Annotated in this window: 22 protein-coding genes; 13 read left to right on the forward strand and 9 right to left on the reverse strand. The window is 73.5% G+C overall.

The features are described from left to right. The first annotated feature begins 91 nt into the window (after positions 1–91). The 4 genes from purF to amcA all read left to right on the forward strand — a co-directional run bounded on the left by purF (position 92) and on the right by amcA (position 4,319). Positions 92–1,630, forward strand: a complete 1,539-nt coding sequence (gene purF / locus ABZ573_RS00285; protein WP_151455709.1) for an amidophosphoribosyltransferase — start codon at positions 92–94, stop codon at positions 1,628–1,630. Between the two features lie 58 nt (positions 1,631–1,688). Further along, on the forward strand, positions 1,689–2,843 hold the full coding sequence (gene purM / locus ABZ573_RS00290) for a phosphoribosylformylglycinamidine cyclo-ligase (protein WP_132235146.1): 1,155 nt from the start codon (positions 1,689–1,691) through the stop codon (positions 2,841–2,843). A gap of 170 nt (positions 2,844–3,013) precedes the next feature. Next, complete coding sequence (amcB, locus tag ABZ573_RS00295) at positions 3,014–4,117, forward strand: cyclophane-forming radical SAM peptide maturase AmcB (protein ID WP_358116043.1); 1,104 nt, start codon at positions 3,014–3,016, stop codon at positions 4,115–4,117. Further along, positions 4,086–4,319: a multiple cyclophane-containing RiPP AmcA gene (amcA, locus tag ABZ573_RS00300; RefSeq protein ID WP_151455707.1), complete on the forward strand. Its 234-nt coding sequence runs from the start codon at positions 4,086–4,088 to the stop codon at positions 4,317–4,319. Before amcB ends, amcA begins: the two co-directional genes overlap by 32 nt. A 143-nt stretch (positions 4,320–4,462) precedes the next feature. Here the strand turns inward: amcA and ABZ573_RS00305 are convergent, their stop codons facing one another. Both ABZ573_RS00305 and ABZ573_RS00310 read right to left on the reverse strand, forming a co-directional pair. Further along, positions 4,463–4,678, reverse strand: coding sequence for a DUF3073 domain-containing protein (locus tag ABZ573_RS00305; protein WP_089002617.1), 216 nt, complete (start codon positions 4,676–4,678; stop codon positions 4,463–4,465). 286 nt (positions 4,679–4,964) lie between these two features. Further along, a complete protein-coding gene (locus ABZ573_RS00310) occupies positions 4,965–6,047 on the reverse strand; it encodes a Glu/Leu/Phe/Val dehydrogenase dimerization domain-containing protein (RefSeq protein ID WP_358114226.1) in 1,083 nt (360 codons plus the stop codon). A 172-nt stretch (positions 6,048–6,219) separates the two neighbouring features. Between ABZ573_RS00310 and ABZ573_RS00315 the strand changes: the two genes are divergently transcribed. Together ABZ573_RS00315 and ABZ573_RS00320 are read left to right on the forward strand one after the other, a co-directional pair. Next, positions 6,220–7,059, forward strand: coding sequence for a hypothetical protein (locus ABZ573_RS00315; protein WP_151455705.1), 840 nt, complete (start codon positions 6,220–6,222; stop codon positions 7,057–7,059). Positions 7,060–7,310: 251 nt separating this feature from the next. Next, positions 7,311–7,520 carry a BldC family transcriptional regulator gene (locus ABZ573_RS00320; RefSeq protein ID WP_007073996.1) on the forward strand — a complete coding sequence of 70 codons (210 nt, stop codon included), beginning with the start codon at positions 7,311–7,313 and terminating at the stop codon, positions 7,518–7,520. 101 nt (positions 7,521–7,621) lie between these two features. On the opposite strand, the gene ABZ573_RS00325 is transcribed toward ABZ573_RS00320, so the two are convergent. Then, a complete protein-coding gene (locus ABZ573_RS00325; protein ID WP_132235136.1) occupies positions 7,622–8,020 on the reverse strand; it encodes a PPOX class F420-dependent oxidoreductase in 399 nt (132 codons plus the stop codon). 55 nt (positions 8,021–8,075) lie between these two features. On the opposite strand from ABZ573_RS00325, the gene ABZ573_RS00330 reads away from it, so the two are divergent. Further along, positions 8,076–8,855 (forward strand): class I SAM-dependent methyltransferase, encoded by a 780-nt coding sequence (locus ABZ573_RS00330; RefSeq protein WP_151455704.1) that lies wholly within the window; start codon positions 8,076–8,078, stop codon positions 8,853–8,855. A 73-nt stretch (positions 8,856–8,928) separates the two neighbouring features. On the opposite strand, the gene ABZ573_RS00335 is transcribed toward ABZ573_RS00330, so the two are convergent. Further along, positions 8,929–9,225: a hypothetical protein gene (locus tag ABZ573_RS00335; RefSeq protein ID WP_151455703.1), complete on the reverse strand. Its 297-nt coding sequence runs from the start codon at positions 9,223–9,225 to the stop codon at positions 8,929–8,931. A gap of 162 nt (positions 9,226–9,387) precedes the next feature. Between ABZ573_RS00335 and ABZ573_RS00340 the strand changes: the two genes are divergently transcribed. Continuing rightward, positions 9,388–10,245, forward strand: coding sequence for a 3-hydroxyacyl-CoA dehydrogenase family protein (locus ABZ573_RS00340; RefSeq protein ID WP_327030159.1), 858 nt, complete (start codon positions 9,388–9,390; stop codon positions 10,243–10,245). Continuing rightward, positions 10,242–10,985 (forward strand): enoyl-CoA hydratase/isomerase family protein, encoded by a 744-nt coding sequence (locus tag ABZ573_RS00345; RefSeq protein ID WP_151455701.1) that lies wholly within the window; start codon positions 10,242–10,244, stop codon positions 10,983–10,985. Before ABZ573_RS00340 ends, ABZ573_RS00345 begins: the two co-directional genes overlap by 4 nt. Positions 10,986–11,050: 65 nt before the next feature. Here the strand turns inward: ABZ573_RS00345 and ABZ573_RS00350 are convergent, their stop codons facing one another. After that, a complete protein-coding gene (locus ABZ573_RS00350) occupies positions 11,051–12,400 on the reverse strand; it encodes an ABC transporter substrate-binding protein (RefSeq protein ID WP_327030160.1) in 1,350 nt (449 codons plus the stop codon). Positions 12,401–12,555: 155 nt separating this feature from the next. On the opposite strand from ABZ573_RS00350, the gene ABZ573_RS00355 reads away from it, so the two are divergent. Together ABZ573_RS00355 and ABZ573_RS00360 are read left to right on the forward strand one after the other, a co-directional pair. Further along, entirely contained in the window at positions 12,556–12,945 is a 390-nt protein-coding gene (locus tag ABZ573_RS00355; RefSeq protein ID WP_151455699.1) for a hypothetical protein, read from the forward strand. Between the two features lie 166 nt (positions 12,946–13,111). Next, entirely contained in the window at positions 13,112–13,819 is a 708-nt protein-coding gene (locus tag ABZ573_RS00360; RefSeq protein WP_151455698.1) for a DUF2786 domain-containing protein, read from the forward strand. Positions 13,820–13,939: 120 nt separating this feature from the next. Here ABZ573_RS00360 and ABZ573_RS00365 read toward each other — a convergent pair whose 3' ends face one another. Next, complete coding sequence (locus ABZ573_RS00365; RefSeq protein WP_358114233.1) at positions 13,940–14,458, reverse strand: SRPBCC family protein; 519 nt, start codon at positions 14,456–14,458, stop codon at positions 13,940–13,942. A gap of 203 nt (positions 14,459–14,661) precedes the next feature. Between ABZ573_RS00365 and ABZ573_RS00370 the strand changes: the two genes are divergently transcribed. Beyond that, positions 14,662–16,074 carry a hypothetical protein gene (locus ABZ573_RS00370; protein WP_358114236.1) on the forward strand — a complete coding sequence of 471 codons (1,413 nt, stop codon included), beginning with the start codon at positions 14,662–14,664 and terminating at the stop codon, positions 16,072–16,074. Between the two features lie 157 nt (positions 16,075–16,231). On the opposite strand, the gene ABZ573_RS00375 is transcribed toward ABZ573_RS00370, so the two are convergent. The 3 genes from ABZ573_RS00375 to ABZ573_RS00385 all read right to left on the reverse strand — a co-directional run bounded on the left by ABZ573_RS00375 (position 16,232) and on the right by ABZ573_RS00385 (position 18,172). After that, the gene (locus ABZ573_RS00375) at positions 16,232–16,999 is read right to left on the reverse strand and encodes a Stf0 family sulfotransferase (protein WP_151456599.1); all 768 of its coding nucleotides are present in this window, start codon (positions 16,997–16,999) and stop codon (positions 16,232–16,234) included. Between the two features lie 96 nt (positions 17,000–17,095). Beyond that, on the reverse strand, positions 17,096–17,596 hold the full coding sequence (locus tag ABZ573_RS00380) for a hypothetical protein (protein WP_151456598.1): 501 nt from the start codon (positions 17,594–17,596) through the stop codon (positions 17,096–17,098). Between the two features lie 141 nt (positions 17,597–17,737). Then, a complete protein-coding gene (locus ABZ573_RS00385; protein WP_151456597.1) occupies positions 17,738–18,172 on the reverse strand; it encodes a VOC family protein in 435 nt (144 codons plus the stop codon). A gap of 102 nt (positions 18,173–18,274) precedes the next feature. Here ABZ573_RS00385 and ABZ573_RS00390 point away from each other — a divergent pair, with 102 nt between their 5' ends. Then, positions 18,275–18,601 (forward strand): hypothetical protein, encoded by a 327-nt coding sequence (locus tag ABZ573_RS00390; protein WP_358114240.1) that lies wholly within the window; start codon positions 18,275–18,277, stop codon positions 18,599–18,601. Positions 18,602–18,637: the final 36 nt, after the last annotated feature.

Below are 18,637 nucleotides of genomic sequence, written 5' to 3' on the forward strand. Positions count from 1 at the left end.
CAGGCGACGACAGTGGTCCCGGCCGAGGAGTGCGGATCCGCCCCCCGCGTGATTCCGCAAGGCCGGTCCAGATCAGCATGAGGGAGCGCAGGTGCCCCGAGGCGACGGCCGGCTGAGCCACGACCTTGATCCCCAACGACCAGGCCCCCAGGACGCGTGCGGCGTCTTCGGCGTCTGGGCGCCCGGGGAGGAGGTCGCCAACCTGACCTACTTCGGGCTCTACGCCCTCCAGCACCGTGGTCAGGAGGCCGCGGGCATCGCGGTCAGCGACGGCTCGGGCGTCGTGGTCTACAAGGACCTCGGCCTGGTCGCCCAGGTCTTCGACGAGCCGACCCTGGCCAGCCTGCGCGGGCACGTGGCGATCGGGCACGCCCGCTACTCCACCACCGGCGGCTCGACGTGGGAGAACGCCCAGCCGACCATCCGGTCCACCACCTCCGGCACCACCATCGCGCTGGCCCACAACGGCAACCTGGTCAACACCGCGGAGCTCCAGCGCGAGGTCGCCGAGCGGGGCCTGGTCGCCGACGGCTCGACCAACGACACCTCCCTGGTGACGATGCTGCTGGCCAGCCGCCCGGACCTGTCGGTCGAGGCGGCGGCGCTGGAGGTGCTGCCGCGGCTGCGGGGCGCGTTCAGCTTCGTGTTCATGGACGAGTCGACCCTCTACGCGGCCCGCGACCCGCACGGCGTACGCCCGCTGGTGCTGGGCCGTCTGGAGCGCGGCTGGGTGGTGGCCAGCGAGACGGCCGCGCTGGACATCGTCGGCGCGAGCGTGGTCCGCGAGGTCGAGCCCGGCGAGCTGATCGCGATCGACGAGGACGGCCTGCGCTCCAGCCGGTTCGCCGCCCCGGAGCCCAAGGGCTGCCTCTTCGAGTACGTCTACATCGCCCGCCCGGACGCCACCATCGCCGGTCGCAACGTGCACTCCGCCCGGGTGCAGATCGGCCGCCAGTTGGCCAAGGAGCACCCGGTCGAGGCCGACCTGGTCATCCCGGTGCCGGAGTCCGGCACCCCGGCCGCGATCGGCTACGCCGAGGAGTCGGGCATCACCTACGGCGCCGGCCTGATGAAGAACCCGTACGTCGGGCGCACCTTCATCCAGCCGTCGCAGACGCTGCGCCAGCTCGGCATCCGGCTCAAGCTCAACCCGCTGCGGGAGAACGTCCGGGGCAAGCGGCTGGTCGTGGTCGACGACTCGATCGTGCGGGGCAACACCCAGCGGGCGATCGTGCGGATGCTGCGCGAGGCCGGCGCGCTGGAGGTGCACGTGCGCATCTCCTCGCCGCCGGTCAACTGGCCGTGCTTCTACGGCATCGACTTCGCCACCCGCGCCGAGCTGCTGGCCAACGGGCTGGACAACGACGGCATCCGGCGCTCCATCGGGGCGGACACGCTCGGCTACGTGTCGCTCCCGGGCCTGATCGCCGCCACCGAGCAGCCGAAGACCCGGCTGTGCCGGGCGTGCTTCGACGGGGAATACCCGATCGAGCTGCCCGCCGGCAACCTGATCGGCAAGCACGTGCTCGAAGGGGTGGGCCGGCGGGTCGCCGCGCAGGCGGTCGACACTCCGGAGCACACCGCCCCGCTCGTCGCCACTCCGGGCGGCGTGACCACACACCGCCCGTAGCACCACCCGGCGCGGCCCGGCCACCGCCGGCGCGGCGCCAGAACCAAGGGGGAGAACCGTGACGCACGTGTCCGAGCGCAGCGGCGCAGGAAGCAGCCCGTCCGGCGCCGGCGGCGACCGCCAGCCCTGGACGGCCGGCACCGGCCGCCAGGCGCGCAAACGCTCGGTCTCGTACGCGGACGCCGGGGTCTCGATCGAGGCGGGCGACCGCGCGGTCGAGCTGCTCAAGTCGAAGGTGAAGCAGACCCGACGCCCCGAGGTGATGGGCGACCTGGGCGGCTTCGCCGGCCTGTTCCGGCTGGACACGAAGAAGTACAAGAACCCGATCCTGGCCTCGTCCACGGACGGCGTGGGCACCAAGCTGGTGATCGCGCAGCAGATGGACATCCACGACACGGTCGGCATCGACCTGGTCGCGATGGTCGTCGACGACCTGGTGGCCTGCGGCGCCGAGCCGCTCTTCCTGCTCGACTACATCGCCACCGGCGAGGTCGTGCCGGACAAGGTCGCCGAGATCGGCGCCGGCATCGCCGACGGCTGCCGCTACGCCGGCTGCGCCCTGCTGGGCGGCGAGACCGCCGAGCACCCGGGCGTGCTCCGCCCGGACGAGTACGACATCTCCGCCACCGGCGTCGGTGTGGTCGAGGAGAGCGACATCCTCAGCCCGGACCGGGTCGAGGTGGGCGACGTGGTCATCGCGATGCGCTCCTCCGGCCTGCACTCCAACGGCTACTCGCTGGTGCGCCACGTGCTGCTGGGCGCCGGCCGGATGCGGCTCGACGTGGTGATCGACGACTTCGGCCGGCAGCGCACCCTCGGCGAGGAGCTGCTCACCCCGACGAAGATCTACGCGCAGGACTGCCTCAAGCTCATCGCCGAGGCCGAGGTGCGCTCCATCGCCCACGTCACCGGCGGCGGCATCCCCGGCAACCTGGTCCGGGTGCTCCCCGAGCACGTCGACGCGGTCGTCAACCGGTCCACCTGGAAGCCGCAGCCGATCTTCGACCTGATCCAGTCCAAGGGGCGGATCGAGGACCCGGAGATGGAGGCGACCTTCAACATGGGCGTCGGCATGTTCGCGATCGTCTCCGCCGAGGACGCGGACCGCGCGCTGGCCACCCTGACGGGCCGGGGCGTCGACGCGTGGCAGGCCGGCGAGATCATCGAGGGCTCCGGCAACGTGCAGATGGTCGGCCAGCACACCCGGGGCTGATCGACTCCCGGTGACCGTACGGGCACCTGATCAGGGCTTCACCCGAGTGGCCGTCGCCGCCTAGCCTGAAGGGCACCCTCAGAGCTGTCGGGGCCGCCTGCCCGGTTTTCCCGACAGCCCTTCAGGCGCGGAGGAGGGCAATGGCTGCTCGGGGACTGTCGTTCAGCGGGATGCGCGGCCTGGCCGCCGTCCCCTCGTACGTGGTCATGCAGCCCACCACCCTGTGCAACCTGGACTGCGCCTACTGCTACCTGCCGTTCCGCGCGGCCGACCGGCGGATGCCGGTGCCGGTGGCCGAGGCGGTGGCCGCTTCGGTCAACCCGTGGGCGGCGGCGGGCCGGTTCTCGGTGGTGTGGCACGGCGGCGAGCCGCTGGCCGCCGGACGGGAGCACCTGGCCGCGCTGATCGCGCCCTTCGGGCCCGGGGTCGAGCACCACGTGCAGACCAACGCCACGCTGATCGACGACGCCTGGTGCGCGTTCTTCGTCGAGCACGGGGTGCGGGTGAGCGTGAGCGTGGACGGCCCGCGGGAACGCAACGGCGACCGGGTCACCCGGGGCGGCGGTCCCGCGTACGACCGGATCCTGCGCGGGGTGGCGGCGCTGCGCCGGCACGGCCTGCCGTTCTCGGCGCTGGCGGTGGTGGGTCGTCCCGGGCCGGGCCTGGCCACCGAGCTGTACGACTACTTCCTCGACCTCGGCTGTGACGTGCTGGGCGTCAACATCGAGGAGACCGAGGGGGTCAACCTCCGCGACAACTCCCACGACGCGGAGCTGGTGACCGCCTTCTGGGCGGAGCTGGTGGCGGCCTGGCGCCGGGAGCCCCGGGTTCACCTGCGCGAGGTCGAGTGGTCGCTACGGTACGCCGCGGCGGTGCTCGACGGCAGCGCCGACGACCTGCTTCCCCGGCGGTTGGACCCGATCCCGACGGTCGGCCACGACGGCTCGGTGACCGTGCTCTCGCCGGAGCTGGCCGGCTTCACCGATGTCCGGTACGGCGACTTCAGCAGCGGAAACGTGCTGGCCACCCCGCTGGTCGAGATCCTCGCCCACGCGGACCGGACGCCCTGGGTCGGCGAGTTCCTCGCCGGCGTCGAGGCGTGCCGTGCGTCCTGCCCCTACTTCGGGTTCTGCGGCGGCGGCCACGCGGCCAACCGCTACTTCGAACAGGGGCGTTTCGACGGTACGCAGACCGCGCACTGCCGCAACAGCAAGATCCACTTACTGGAGGGAGTGTTGGAGCATGCCCGAGACCACCAGTCACCGGCATCCTGACCGGAGGACGGACACCCCGGACGAGGTCGCCGACCGGGTGCGGGAAGCCGCGCCGGGACTCACCGCACTCCTCCACGAGGCCGAGGCCGCGCGGCGACTACGGGCCGAGGTGGCGGGCGGGGACGGCGCGAGCGCCGTGTGCGCCTGGAACCACTTCGAGAACATCCCGACGTTCTACAACTGGAACAACCGTCCCCGCTGAGACAGACCGTGATCAGGGACCTGCCGATCGTCCGGAGGGTTGTCCGGGCGGGGCAGGTCCCTGATCGTCGGTCTTGGCGCCGCTTCGATGGGCACATGCGTGAGCACGCGGGCGATCACCGCGTGCTCAGCTGCTACCGGAGGTCAGCGGGGCGGACGTACCCAGGGATCCGGGTCTTCGTCCGCGTGATCCTCATCATCGTCGTCGACATACTCTTTGTAGTCGTCGTCGAAGTTGTGCTCAGACTTACCAGCACCCGCCAGTTCGCGCTGCAAGGCGGTGAGGTCGGTGTTCGGGGAGTGGTACTTCAACTCCCGCGCCACCTTCGTCTGCTTGGCCTTAGCACGGCCGCGCCCCATGGCTCGACCCCCTCGCACAGAATGCGGGGCAGCCCGAAGGCGGGCCCCGATGACGTCAGGCATCTCTCGTGGCTCTTACGGTACATGGGGATGCCACCGTTCGGCACCTCGGGTTACCGTCGACCGACACCGCGCGTCGCGGTCATCCGGCCGTCACCGATTGTACCCGGTAAGGAGCGGCGCCGGGAGCGCCCGTGACACCGGGCAGAGCCATGCGAAACCACCCTAACGGGACGGGCCGCCCGCCGGGGCCGGGGGCGGAACGGCCGCTCCGCCCCCGAGGCGCTCAGCGCAGGTGGATCGTGCGCAGCCGGCCGACGTCGGCCATCCGCCGCTCCGCCAGCCGGTCCGCCGCCACGGCCGGCGGCACGCCCTCGGCGTCGGCCAGTCGCAGGATCTCCCGGGTGGTGTCGTAGATCCGGGTCGCGCGCAGCTTGGCCCGGTCGAAGTTGAAGCCCTCGATCTCGTCCGCCACCTGGATCACGCCGCCGGCGTTCACGACGTAGTCCGGGGCGTAGAGGATGCCGCGGTCGGCGAGGAGCTTCTCGATGCCGGAGTGGGCGAGCTGGTTGTTGGCCGCGCCGGCGACCACCTTGGCGCGCAGCGCCGGCACCGTGTCGTCGTTGAGCGCGCCGCCCAGCGCGCACGGGGCGTACACGTCGATGTCGGCGGCGACCAGCGCGGCGGCGTCGTCGACCAGCGCGACCTGCGGGTGGGTGACGCGGGCCCACTCGAGGGCCTTCGGGTTGACGTCGGTCGCCACCACCTCGGCGCCGTCGTCGACCAGATGGCCGACGAGGTACTTGCCGACCTTGCCCAGGCCCGCCACGCCGACCCGCCGGCCGGCGAGGGTCGGGGCGCCCCAGACGTGCTCGGCCGCGGCCCGCATGCCCTGGAACACGCCCCAGGCGGTGAGGATCGAGGAGTCGCCGGCGCCGCCGTGCTCGACGCTGCGGCCCGTGACGTAGGAGGTCTCGCGGGCGATCACGTCCATGTCGGCGACGTAGGTGCCGACGTCGCAGGCGGTGTAGTAGCGCCCGGCGAGGGACTCCACGAAGCGGCCGTACGCGCGCAGCAGCGCCTCGCTCTTGATCCGCTCGGGGTCACCCCAGATGACCGCCTTGCCGCCGCCCAGGTCCAGCCCGGCGAGGGCGTTCTTGTAGGCCATGCCCCGGGAGAGGTCGAGCACGTCGGCGAGGGCGTCGGACTCGCTGGCGTACGGGTAGAACCGGGTCCCACCGAGCGCGGGGCCGAGCGCGGTGGAGTAGATGCCGATGATCGCCTTGAGGCCGGTCTGCTTGTCCTGGCAGAACACGACCTGTTCGTGACCGCTGGACCCCGGGTCTTCGGTGGTGGCGAATACGCCCATGACTCGCTCCTGGTGTGGGGTGCGCCCTTGTGGGACGCGGACCGGTGGACCGCCGGCGGGATGCTGCCGGTGCCGCTGAGCCTAGTATCGGCCGACGCCGTCCGGCCGCCCACGGCACGCGTGATCGCGCTGCCGACGACGGCCGAGTTCCAATTCGTGGGAGGATCGCGCCGTGCCGTCGCTCTTCGCTTCATACCTGCGCGTGTACGAGCCGCTGACCGCCTTCGACCGGGACCGCCAGGCGTACTGGCGGCGCTACGTCGAGCAGGGGCGGGCGGTGGCACCGGTGGAGGGGCCGGGCCGGCAACGGACGTCGGTGCTCGAGGCGCTCGGCGCCGGCTGGACCCGGCTGCCCGACCTGCCGGACGAGGCGTACGTCCTGGAGACCGACGAGGCCCTGCTGGTCTGCCCGTGGAACCTGCGCATCCGGGTGGCCGAGGCGGCGTTGAACGCGCGCGACGGGGTACCGCCGGTACTGGCCGACGCGTTCGTGCCGCCGGTGCTCGCCGGGCAGGCGAAGGCCGTGGTGGAGGACTGGCGCAGCGGGGCGCGGGTGCTGGAGCACGGCGTGCCGCGCGTGCACGAGCAGATCGCCACGTGGGGCGTACCGCTGCGCTGGTTCGTGCTCTTCGGCCCAGAGGAACGGCACCACGTGACCCACCCCGGGCGGCGGGCGCTGCACTACCGGACGGAGATCTCCAAGGCGCGGCGGCGTTCGTCGCGGGCCCTGTCGGTGCTGCGCAAGTCGATCGGCGACGCGCCGATCACGGAGGCGGTCGAGGAGGCCGCCCGCTGGCTGGAGGAGTTCCACCCCCGTTCGATGGTGGAGCTGGACTACGGCGGCCTGGTCGAGCTGCTGTCGGACGAGACGCTGGCCGCCGACGACTCGCCCCAGCTGGTGGCGAGCGGGCTCGCCGGGCTGTCCCGGGGCGAGGCGGAGGAGGCCTCGGCGGCGTACGACAAGCTGGTCGCGCGCTGGCGGGCGGTCCAGCTGCTGGAACGGTGCAACTGAGGCGAAATCGCCCAGAAACTGCTCCGAAGTCGAGGCGAGTTCGTAGTCGACGCATCACGAACCGTGATCATGAGTCCGAATAAGGTACTTTCTGCCGTGTAAAAGTCGCATAAATCGGGCATGGTTCATCCGTCCGTCTAGGGACGTTCGGCCGTTCGGCCCATGTCGGACATCGGGGACTAGCCGGACCATGGGAGACGCGTCGACCGGCGGGACCCCGGCCGATGTCTATACATGTGGAGGAGTGACCGATGGCATCGCGAACGCACGAACCAGAGCCGCTACTCACACCGGCCGAGGTGGCGTCGATGTTCCGTGTCGACCCGAAGACGGTGACCCGGTGGGCAAAGGCGGGCAAGCTCAGCGCCATCCGCACGCTGGGTGGACACCGTCGGTACCGGGAGTCGGAGGTCAGGGCCCTGTTGCAGGGACAGATCCCCCAGCAGCGCCAGGGGGACTGACCGACCGGGATACAAACGGGTGTGAACGGAGGGCGGCGGACATGGTCCGCCGCCCTCCGTCGTGTCCGGACCCCGCCCGCGTACGGACGACGGGCGTGGGATCAGGCGCCAGCCGGCGGCCGGTCCGCGAGGACGACCCGGATGCCGACCGTGCCGCTCTCGCCGCGACGCAGGCGGCTGCCGAGCAGGCTGAGCCGGCCGATCATCCGGTACTTCTGCTTGATCAGCTCACGTACCCGCCGGGTGCCGGCCGCGTCGCAGAGGGTCGCGTGGGCGGCGACCGCCTCGCCGTGCGGGCGGCCCCGGACGTCGCACGGGGCCACCGTGACGTCGCCGCTGCGCCGGATCCGCTTCACCTTGCCGGCGTCCGCCGCCGACCACACCCAGAGCGCGTCGCCGTCGCGCACCGCCCAGACCGGGGTCGGCACCGCCCGACCGTCCTTGCGGAACGTCGTGAGCAGGATGTACTTCTCCGCGCCGAGGCGGTCCAGGGTGGTCACCCCGCCAAGGATACGGCCGGTGCGGCTGACTGACCGGCCGGATAGCGTGAAGCCCGTGACGGGACAGCCACGGATCGGTGACGTGTTCGGGGAGATGCTGCGCGACGCGTACGCCGTGGCCACCGGGGTCGGCCCCCGCCCGCTGGCCGGCGGGCGGCTGCCGCGACCGGTCATCGAGATCATCGAGCGGGACGACGGGCTCATCAACGGCGCCCCCGCCGCGCACTACCTGGACGGGCCGGCCGACTGGCAGCCGTACGACCACCGGGCCGTGGACCGGGTCCGGGGCGCGACCCTGGACGTCGGCGTCGGGGCGGGCCGGATCGCGCTGCTGCTCCAGGAACGGGGCGTGCCCGTCACCGGGCTGGACACCTCGGCCGGGGCGCTGGCCGTCTGCCGCCGCCGGGGCGTACGCGACCTGGTGCACGGCACGGTCGACGCGCACGTGGCGGACGGCCGCCGCTACGACACGTTCCTGCTGCTCGGCAACAATGTGGGCCTGCTGGAGGGGCGGGAACGCGGGCCGGCGCTGCTGGCCGCGCTGGCCGCGCTGGCCCGGCCGGGAGCACAGGTCATCGCCCACGGCACCGACCCGTACGGCACCCGGGACCCGGTCCACACGGGCTACCACGAGCGCAACCGGCGTCGGGGCCGGTTCGGTGGGCAGCTCCGGCTCCGACTGCGCTACCGGGAACTGGGCACCGAGTGGTTCGACTACCTGGTCTGCTCCCCGGACGAGCTGGCCGAGCTGGTCCGGGGCACCGACTGGCGGCTGACCGACGTGGACGATCGGGACGCGCCGTACTACCTGGCGACCCTGCGCCTCGCCGGCTGACGACCGGCCCCGACCGCGGACCCCCCGACGCCGACGCCGGATTCCCGCCGGACGCGGGAACCCGGCGCGGGTGTCAGACCTGGACGGTCGGGGGGAGCTGCTCGGGCGGCAGGCCGCCGTCGCCGTCGACCACCTCGTCCGGGGTGCCGTCCTCGTCGAGGTCGACCATCGTGATGTCCACCTTGCCGTCCCCGTCGGTGTCGAACTGGAACAGGTCGGGCTTGCCGTCCCCGTCGGTGTCGACCACCCAGACGTCGGTGCGGCCGTCGTTGTTGGTGTCGGCGCGCAGCAGGTCGACCCGCTCGTCCCCGCGGGTCTCCACGGTCTCCGCCGCGTCCGCGGCGTGCACGGTCTCCGGTGCCTGGCTCATCTGGGCCGTCCTTCCCTCGGTTGCGTGCCGTGGTACCCGATCCGGCGCGCCCCCACGCATGCCGGGAAGATCGCCGCTGCATAGGGTCGGGCCCATGAGCGAGTGGAGCGGACGGCGGGGCGCGGGTCGACCCCGTCCCGCCACCGGAGACAGGGAGGCGTCATGAGCGACCGCTTTGTCGTCGTCGGGGCCGGCACGATGGGGCTCGGCATCGCGTACGTGGCGGCCGGAGCCGGCCACGCCGTCGAGCTGGTCGAGGTGGACCGGGCCCGGGGCGCGGCGGCCGTCGAGCGACTCGGGGAGCTGTGGGACAGGGCGGTGGAGCGCGGCAAGCTGGACGCCGACCGGGCCGCGACGAACCGGCAGCGGGTGACGCTGCGCTCGGGGCTCGCCGAGGTCGCCGAGGAGCCGGCCGTCGTGGTCGAAGCCGTACCGGAGCGGCCGGAGCTGAAGCGGGCGGTGCTGCGCGAGGCCGAGGCCCTGCGACCGGCGCTGCTGGGCAGCAACACCTCCAGCATCCCGATCGCCGAGCTGGCCGAGGGGCTGGCCCGACCCGAGCGCTTCCTCGGGCTGCACTTCTTCAACCCGGTCTGGGCGATGGCCCTGCTGGAGGTCGTGGTCGGCCCGGCCACCGCCGAGGAGACCACCGCCGCGGCGGTCGCGCTCGCCGGGCGGCTGGGCAAGGACCCCGTCGTCGTACGCGACATGCCCGGCTTCGCCACCTCCCGGCTCGGGGTCACCCTCGGGCTGGAGGCCATCCGGATGGTCGCCGACGGGGTGGCCAGCCCGGCCGACATCGACAAGGCGATGGTGCTCGGCTACCGGCACCCGGTCGGCCCGCTGGAGCTGACGGACATCGTCGGGCTGGACGTGCGGCTCGACATCGCGCGCACCCTCCAGGCCGCGTACGGGGACCGGTTCGCCCCGCCGCCGCTGCTCGCGGAGATGGTGGCCGCCGGCCGCCTGGGCAAGAAGTCCGGCCAGGGCTTCTACCGCTGGGAAGGCGGGGTGCGCTCGTGAGTGGGCTGCGGATCGAGGAGCAGCCGGACCGGCTGGTGGTGACGCTCGACCGGCCGGAGAAGCGCAACGCCATCGACGCCGACCTGATCGCCGAGCTGCACCAGGTCTGCGCGGAGCTGGAGGCGCGGCCCCGCCTGCTGCTGCTCACCGGCGGCGCCGAGGGGATCTTCGCCGGTGGGGCGGACATCGGGCAGCTTCGTGAGCGGGGCCGGCTGGACGCCCTCGCGGCGATCAACTCGGCGGCCTTCGCCCGGATCCGGGCGCTGCCGATGCCGACCGTGGCGGCCGTGGACGGGCCCGCGCTGGGCGGGGGCGCCGAGCTGGCGTACGCCTGCGATCTGCGGGTCTGCACGGCGCGGGCGGTGTTCGGCCAGCCGGAGGTCCGGCTGGGGATCCTGGCCGGCGCGGGCGCCACCCACCGGCTGCCGGCGCTGGTCGGGGAGGCCCGGGCCAAGGAACTGCTCTTCACCGGCCGGCGGGTGGACGCCGAGGAGGCGCTGCGGATCGGGCTCGTCAACCGGGTGGTGGCCGAGCCCGGCGAGCTGCTGCCCACGGCGCATGGGCTGCTCGACGAGATGGCGAAGGGGTCCGCGCTGGCGCTGCGGCTGACCAAGCTGGCGGTCGACGCGCCGGCCGCCGCGCACCCGCACCTCGACCTGGTCAGCCAGGCGGTGCTCTTCGAGGACGAGGAGAAGCACCGGCGGATGACGGAGTTCCTCGAGCGGCGACGCCCCCGCTGAGCCCCGGACGAGACGACGGCCGCACCGGTCACCGGTGCGGCCGTCCGTGTCCCACGGGTGGTGACTCAGTGCCGGATCTGCACCCCGGCGTCCGCGAGGGCCCGGATCACCTCTGCGGACTCGGCGAAGCCGATGACCAGCACGGCCTCCGCGCCGAAGTCCTTGATCTCCTTCGCGCCCGCGACGAAGTCGATCGGGTTCGCCTTGGCGTCCGCCGGCGGGTCGTAGGTCAGCAGCTTGAGCCGGTCACCGCCGATGCCGGCCCGCTCCAACTCGGCCCGGACGGTGCCCTGGAGGCCCTCGCCGTAGGAGTCCTTACGGGCGACGATGGCGATCTTCTGCGGGCCGTCGCGGAGGATGACGTCGGCCAGCGCCCGGCCCTGGAGGCTGTCCGGCGGGGCGGTGCGGAAGTAGAGGCCGTTGTCGTCCAGCTCGGTGAGGCTGGCATCGGTGTTCGACGGGGAGAACAGCACCTTCCCGGCCTGCACCACGTCGGGCAGCACCGCGCGGGAGATGCCGGAGGCGCTGGCGCCGATGATGACGTGGACCTTCTGCGCGACGTGCCTCGCCACGGTGGCCTTGGCGACCGCCGGGTTGGTGCCGTCGTCGCCGTCGATCCAGACCACCGGCTCGCCGAGCACCCCGCCCGCCGCGTTGATCTCCCTGATCGCCAGCTTGGTGCCGGCGGAGATCGGCGGGTACGCGAGGGCCAGGTCACCGGTCTGCGACAGCAGGCCGCCCAGGACCAGCGGCGAGCCGTCGCTGCGGTCGGTCCGGCCGCCACGCTGCTTCTTCGCCTTCGGCGGGGCCTTGGTGCTCGCCGCCGACTCGTCCCCGGCCCCGACGAACTCCGTCTTGCCGTCGTTGAGCCGCTGGCCGTCGAAGTGCAGCGTGCCGTAGCTCGCGGTGGACGGCTCGCCGGCGTCGGTGAAGCCGGCCCGGGTCAGCGAGACGCTGCGGTACTCCACGTCCCGGCCCGCGCGGGCCAGGGTCAGGCACTCCGCCACCCGTTCGCAGCGCTGCCCGTCGTTGGTGACCCCGACGATCTGCTTCGCGATGGCGGCCGGATCCGTCGTGCCCGCGAGCTGGGCGGCGATCGCGCTGATCACCACCGCGTCGTACGCCTCGGCGGAGTAGAGGAAGTCGCCCAGCTTCGGGTCGACGGACCGGAGCCGGTTCTTGAAGTCCTCGGGCAGGGGCGTGAGCGGCGTGGTGCCCTTCATGCCGTCGACCAGGCTGGCGCGGTCCTTCAGCTCGGCAGGGTACGAGTTCAGCATGTTGCCGTCGGTGCCGTAGAGGCGCACCTGTTGGGTGGCCGCCTCCTCGGGCTCTTCGGTCCCGCAGGCGCTCGTGGCGAGCAGGAACGTCGCGCAGGCAGCCAGGGTGGCCGCCCGCGAGGCGCGTGACTTGAACATGGTCGTCCTTCCTCCGGCGAAGGTCCGCTGCGCACATTAGCGTGCTGGGCCGTGCGGCGGGACCACGGATGCGGCTCAATCCGCAGGTCGCCCGCCCTGACTACGGAGCGTGACCGCTGGTGGATGGCTTGACCCTCCCCTCTACCGTGCTGTGGGTGACGGACTCACCACAGCAGACGCTTGACGACGCGACCGCCGTGCTCCGCTCGGCGCTGGCCGGGGACGGCGACGCGGTGGCGGGGGCGTTCGACGCGGTCGTCGACCGGTCCGGCCTGGCCGGCGCGTACGGGGTGGCCTGGTGTCTTGCCGCCACCATGGTCGGCGATCCGGTGCCGCCGGGCACGTGCGCGCTGGACTTCCCCGGCATCGAGGAGGCGGGCTACGACACCCGCTGGGTGGCGCGCTTCGTGAGCGCGTACGCCAACGCCGACGACGACACCGGCGAGGCGCTGTTCGGCGCGGCGGCGGCCGACGGGCTGCTGCCGGAGTGCCTGCTCACGCTCGCCGGCTCGACCGTGGCAACGCTGCGTAGCCGGACCACCTGACCGTTCGTGCCGCCCCGACGGCACGGACCGGGACGACGGCGCACGCCGGCCGGACGGTTGGGCGCCCGGCGGCCCGGACGGGTGGGCGCCCGCCAGCCGGACCGTCGCCCGCCCGCCGGCCCGGACGTGGCGCGGCGGGGCCAGGCCGCCGTGACAGGCTGAGGGCATGTCCGACGCCATGCTCAGCAAGGTGCGCAAGCTGCTGGCCCAGGCCGAGGACCCGGCCTGCACCCCCGCCGAGTCGGCCGCGTTCACGGCCAAGGCGACCGAGCTGATCGCCCGCTACGGCGTGGACCGGGCGCTGCTGGCCGCCCGGGACCCGGCCACGGACCCGGTCGGCGACCGGGTGGTCGAGGTCGTCGCCCCGTACGCCCGGGACAAGGCCGGCCTGCTCGCCGCGGTCGCCGATCCGCTGCGCTGCCGCTGCGTCCGCCGCCGGGAGGGCGCCGGCTTCGCCATGCACCTGTTCGGCTTCGCCAGCGACCTGGAACGGGTCGAGCTGCTCTTCACGTCGCTGCTGGTGCAGGCCGCCCACGGGCTGGCCGGCGTCGAGGTGCCGGCCGGCGCGCACGTCGCCGCCTTCCGGCGCTCGTGGCTGGCCGGGTTCGCCCAGGTGATCGGCGTGCGACTGCGGGCGGCGGAGGCCGGGGCGGTCGCCGAGGCGGGCGCGCCCTCGGTGGCTCTGGTCCTGGCCGACCGGTCGGACCGGGTCCAGCACCGCGTCGCCGAGGTGTACCCACGACTGCGGACCGCCGCGCCGCGCAGGCTGGCCGGCGGCGGGTTCGGCTCGGGCGCCGAGGCGGGCCGCCGCGCCGACCTCGGCGGCCGGGGCGTCGCCACCGCGCCGGGCGCCCGTCCCGGCCTCGACCGCTGATTCGCCGCAGCCTCTGGCGGTGCGTGGCGGTGGCGGATGGTATCGGTGGCGCGTGGCCGGGCGGCGGTGGCGCGTGGTGCGGGCGGTCGGGCCGCGGCCGCTGATTCGCTCGGAAGCCGGTCAGTCGGCGCTGCGGTCGGCCACTCTGGCGGCGTAGCGGGTGAGCAGCTCGTGCCAGCCGGCGGTCAGCGCCTGCCGGTAGCCCTCCGCGGCCTCGCCGTGCCGGTCGAAGTGCCGGTGTTCGACCGCCACCCGCGTCCGCTCCGGCCCGTCGGCGTGGAAGAGCACCTCCACCTCGCTCGCCTTCGCCGGGTCCGGCACCGGTGCCCGGTCCGCCCCGATCTGCCAGGTGAAGACCAGCCGCTCGGGCGGATCCCAGGCCAGCACCCGGCCCCAGTCGCAGCGGAAGCCGTGCGGACCGATCTCGTAGAGCATCCCGCCGCCGCGCGGCTCCATGCCCAGGTCGGCGAGCTGCTCCGGCCCGGACCAGGTGTATTCCACCACCCACCACTGCGCCAGGGCGCCGGTGAACACCTCGAACGCCCGCTGCGCGGGAGCGGGGACCAGGAGGGCGCTGCGCAACGCGAATCGTTCGGACTCCTGCCGGATGCCGGCCGGGTCAGCCATCTCCTGTCCCATAGGCCCGGACCATACCGGCTCATGCCCGGGTGCGCAGCTTCGTGATTGCTGTCTTCGGGCCGCCCATCCGTACGCGGGAAGACGCCCGCGCGCCCCGCCCGTGACCGGCTGTGTCGCCGTGCCGGCGGGATGTTCGGCCGGATAGCGGGTACCCGCGCCGAACGGTCCCGGCCGGCCCGGCCGGAGAATGCGGAGCGGGGAGCATGAGCGAGAACGCGCAGCAGCGGGACGACGACCGGACCGGCGGCCGATCGAGGCGACGTGACGGGGAAGCGGAACCCGCCCGCCGGGGTGGGGAGAACGAGCCGGACGTCCTGCTGGACATCCCGGAGGTGTCGGTCGACTCGATCCGGCTCGCCGTGGACGGGCTGGACGCCGACGTCTCCCTGCGGGCCAGGCTGGCCAACCTCCTCCAGCTCGACGCCGGGGTACGGGTGCACCTGGAGGGCGTCGAGCTGGACATCACCGGGGTGCACGCCGAGGCGTTGCTCAAGGTGCGGCTGGAGAAGCTGGTGCAGATCCTCGACCGGGCGCTGACCACCATCGACCGCAACCCGCAGGTCATCCAGACGCTGTCGGGTACGGCGACGGCCTCGATGGACGACGTGAACCGGGCCAGTCAGCAGATGGCCAACCTGAGTGAGCAGCTCACCGGCCCGGGTGAGCGAGGCGGCGGGGCTGGGCAGCTCACCGCCCTCGGGGAGCAGCGCCCGCTGGAGCGGGCCGGCGGCGCGACCGACGATCTCGGTCAGCAGGTGGGCGCGATCGGTGCGGTCGCCGACCAGTCACTGCGGGAGCTGGGCGGCCCGGGCCGGGGCGGCAAGCCCGGCGCCGGCCAGGGCGGGGAGCCGGGCGGCCGAGGGCAGGGCGGGGAGCCCGGCGCCGAGCAGGCCCAGCGGGGTGGTGGCCTCGCCAGTGGGTCGGGCGGCGGCGGCGAGCAGGGCCAGGCGCAGCGCGCACGCGAGCAGGAGGGCGACGAGGCGGCCCGTCGGGAGCCGGGCGGACCCCAGGAACGGGAGCAGGGCCAGGGCGCCCCGGAGCAGGGCGGGCAGCGGCCGGATGGTTCGCCACAGGGTGGCGCCGAGCCGGGCGAGCAGCAGCCGGGCGGTTCGCAACAGGGCGATCAGGGTGGCGGGCAGCGGCCGGGCGGTTCGCAACAGGGCGCGGAGGGCGGCGAGCAGCAGCAGGGCGGCGAGCAGGGTGGCGGGCAGCGGCCGGGTGGCGGGCAGGGCGGTGGGCAGCAGCCGGGCGGTTCGCAAGAGGGCGGCGCGGAGCAGGGCGGGCAGCGGCCGGGGCGCGCGGAACAGGGCGCTCAGCAGCCGGGCGGTGAGAGGGTCGGCGGGCCCGGGGGCGGTACGGCCGCAGCGGGCGGCGGGGACCGGGGTGCCGGCGGGTCCGGTGGCGGGCCGCAGGCCGGGCAGCGTGAGTCGTCGGGCGGCCCGTCCGAGGGCGGGCAGGGCCGGCAGCAGCCCGAGACCTCAGGCGGTGGCGGTGGTGGCGCACCGAGCGCCGCCCAGATCGCCGAGCAGGCGGGGGAGACGCTGAGGCAGGCCGGCCGGAGCGTCTGGGAGGCGATCCAGGGCGGGATTGCCCAGCACCGCCAACAGCGGCGCTGACCCAGCGGGCGGGCCTGCCTGCGGCCCCGTCGTGGACGTCCACGGGCCGAGGGCAGGCCCGGTGTGGCGGCGGCCCGGTCTGGCGGTCCGGTCGCCCTGACGCATCCGGCGTATCCGTGGTTCGAGGAGTCGACGGGGAGCCCCGCCGGCCGACGGATCAGGTGCTGGTCACCGCCGCCTGATACCGGGCGATCCACTGCCGGTTGAGTTCGTCGGCCTGGCGTTGGTGACGCGCGATGACGGCACAGCCGTTCTCGGGCACGTCGAGCCCCAGGAAGTCGAGGACGCCGCGCGTGGTGGCGGCCATGTCCTCGGCCAGGTCCTCGTAGCGCACGACGTGCGGTTGGATCCCGCACGAGGCGAACCACGCCTCCCAGGCCGCGTTGTGCTCCCGGATCTCCTCGATGTAGTGCCTGATCCCGTTCGCGTCGAAGCGGGGCGCCTGCCCGTTGCCCACGTCGCCGCTGATCTCCCCACTGCCGCCGACGAACCACGTGCCGGTCTGCTCGGCGCGCAGCCGCGACACCGCCTGCGCCAGTACGTCGTCGCGTCGCAGGAAGACGAAGCCGGTGCGGCCGAATGCCCGGTTCAGCAGCGCGACGTCGTCGCCGTCGAGGTCGGGATGGACCGCTGCGAGCTTCGCGACCACCTCCTCGAGCGTTCCCCACATGAGCTTCGCGCCGAACACGCCGTTGCCGGTCCGGCCCGCGGCGAGCGCGGCCCGTACGAAGTCCGCGTAGTCGAAGCCGCCGTCCGCCGCGCGGGGAAGCTGCCACCGGTCGGCCCACAGCGGCTCGTCCGGGGAGCGGAAGTAGGCCTGGGGGCGACCGGCGAGACCGGTGGATTCCAGCAACCCGAGCAGGAGCGAACTGCCGGTGCGGGGGGTGCCGCAGACGAAGTACGAGTCGACACGGTCCGTAGGCATGGCCGCACACAACCGCAGGGCAGGCACCCGTCGCAACCGAATTCGTCGATGCCGTCGCCCCGGCCCCAGGTGTCCGGGCCCGCGCGACCGGGATGATCAGTCGAGGGTCCGCAGTGCGCCCGTGACCACGACGAAGAGCGCGATGGTGGCGGCGGAGGCGATCCGTGCCTGTCGCGACCGGGTGAACAGGCCCACCACCAGTGCCGCGCCCAGGCCCAGCAACCAGTGACCGACCTCGGGGTGCCGGTCGGGCTCGAAGCCGAGGTGGCCGAGGGCGGCACGCCCGTAGCCGACGAGTGCGGCACCGCCGACCCAGACGAGCAGGGTCCAGCCGCACCGGCGCCCGGGGCTCTCGGTCAGCAGCGACCCGTGGCGGGTGAGCGTGCCGAGCAGGTAGGTCAGCGTCAGCAGCGTCGCAACGCCGGCGAGCAGCACGGCGTGCACCCCCACGAAGAAGGCGAACAGCAGCCACGGGCCCCCGTCGGTCCCGCGCAGGAACAGGACGGCCGTCGCGCCGACCACGACCATCTGCCCCACCGCCAGGCGTCCTGAGTTCACGACCAGCGGTGCCGACTGTGCGGTCGACTGCTCGGCCACGCTCCGCCCCCCCGTCGCGCCGGCCCGCCGCAGACGGAACCAGGGCGGGTCGGTGAACAGCCTGGCAGAACCGGGCGGCCTACCGCTGTCCCGGATCCGTCCGCCGACAGGAGTCGGGGCGGGCGGACGGCAGACGCGCCGTCAGGCGGAGGTCGCGGCGACGCAGAACTCGTTGCCCTCCGGATCGGCCATGACGACGTGGTGCCCGGTGAACTCCTCCAGGACGCTCCCGCCCGCCTTCACCAGCCGCTCGGACTCGGCCCTGATCCGCGCCCACCGCTCGTCGGGGGTGCCGTGGCCCGGCACCCGGACATCGATGTGCAGTCGGTTCTTCGCCGTCTTCGGCTCGGGGACCCTGAGGATGGAGAGCGCGGGCCCGACGCCGGCGGGATCGCACAGCCACGCCACGTCGTCCACCGGGTCGTCCTCCGGCAGGTGGAAACTCGCGTGCCACTCCGCGCGGGTCCGGAAGGGCGCGGGCGGCGGCTCGTCCACGTAACCCAGCGCCGTCTTCCAGAACTCGCCGAGGAGTTTCGCGTCCGCGCAGTCGAGGGTCAGGCTGATTCTGGCTGCCATGGCAGGACCGTACTGCGTGCCCCCGACAGTCGCGGCCGAGCCGAAAGGGCGGGCACCGCCGGTACGGCCTGGGACCTTGACGTTCCCTGCATGATGGGCCGCATGAGCCTGAGTGATCCGGACCCGGTGTGGATCGCCGTACGCCTCGTGATCGTGGTCCTCAGCCTGGCCATGATCGCTCTCGGCGTGCGTGTCGCCGTGTCGGGACGGTTTCCCTCGGCGTGGGTGCGGGTCGCCCGTCTGACGGCGAGCCAGCGGTCCCAACCCGCCCGGATCGGCGGTAGCCAGGCGCTGTTCGGCGCGTGCCTGCTGGTCCAGCAGGCGCCGCTCCTCGTTCCCATGCCCTTCCTGGCCGGGCGCACCCTGTTCGTGGTGGCACTCCTCCTTGCCGTCACCGGGGCGGGATGGTTCGCCCTGCTCCGGCGCTAGAGCACCGGCTCCGTGCCGTGTCGCTGGCTGATCCTG

The organism is Micromonospora sp. NPDC007220, assembly GCF_040634035.1.
GTDB lineage: Bacteria > Actinomycetota > Actinomycetes > Mycobacteriales > Micromonosporaceae > Micromonospora > Micromonospora reichwaldensis.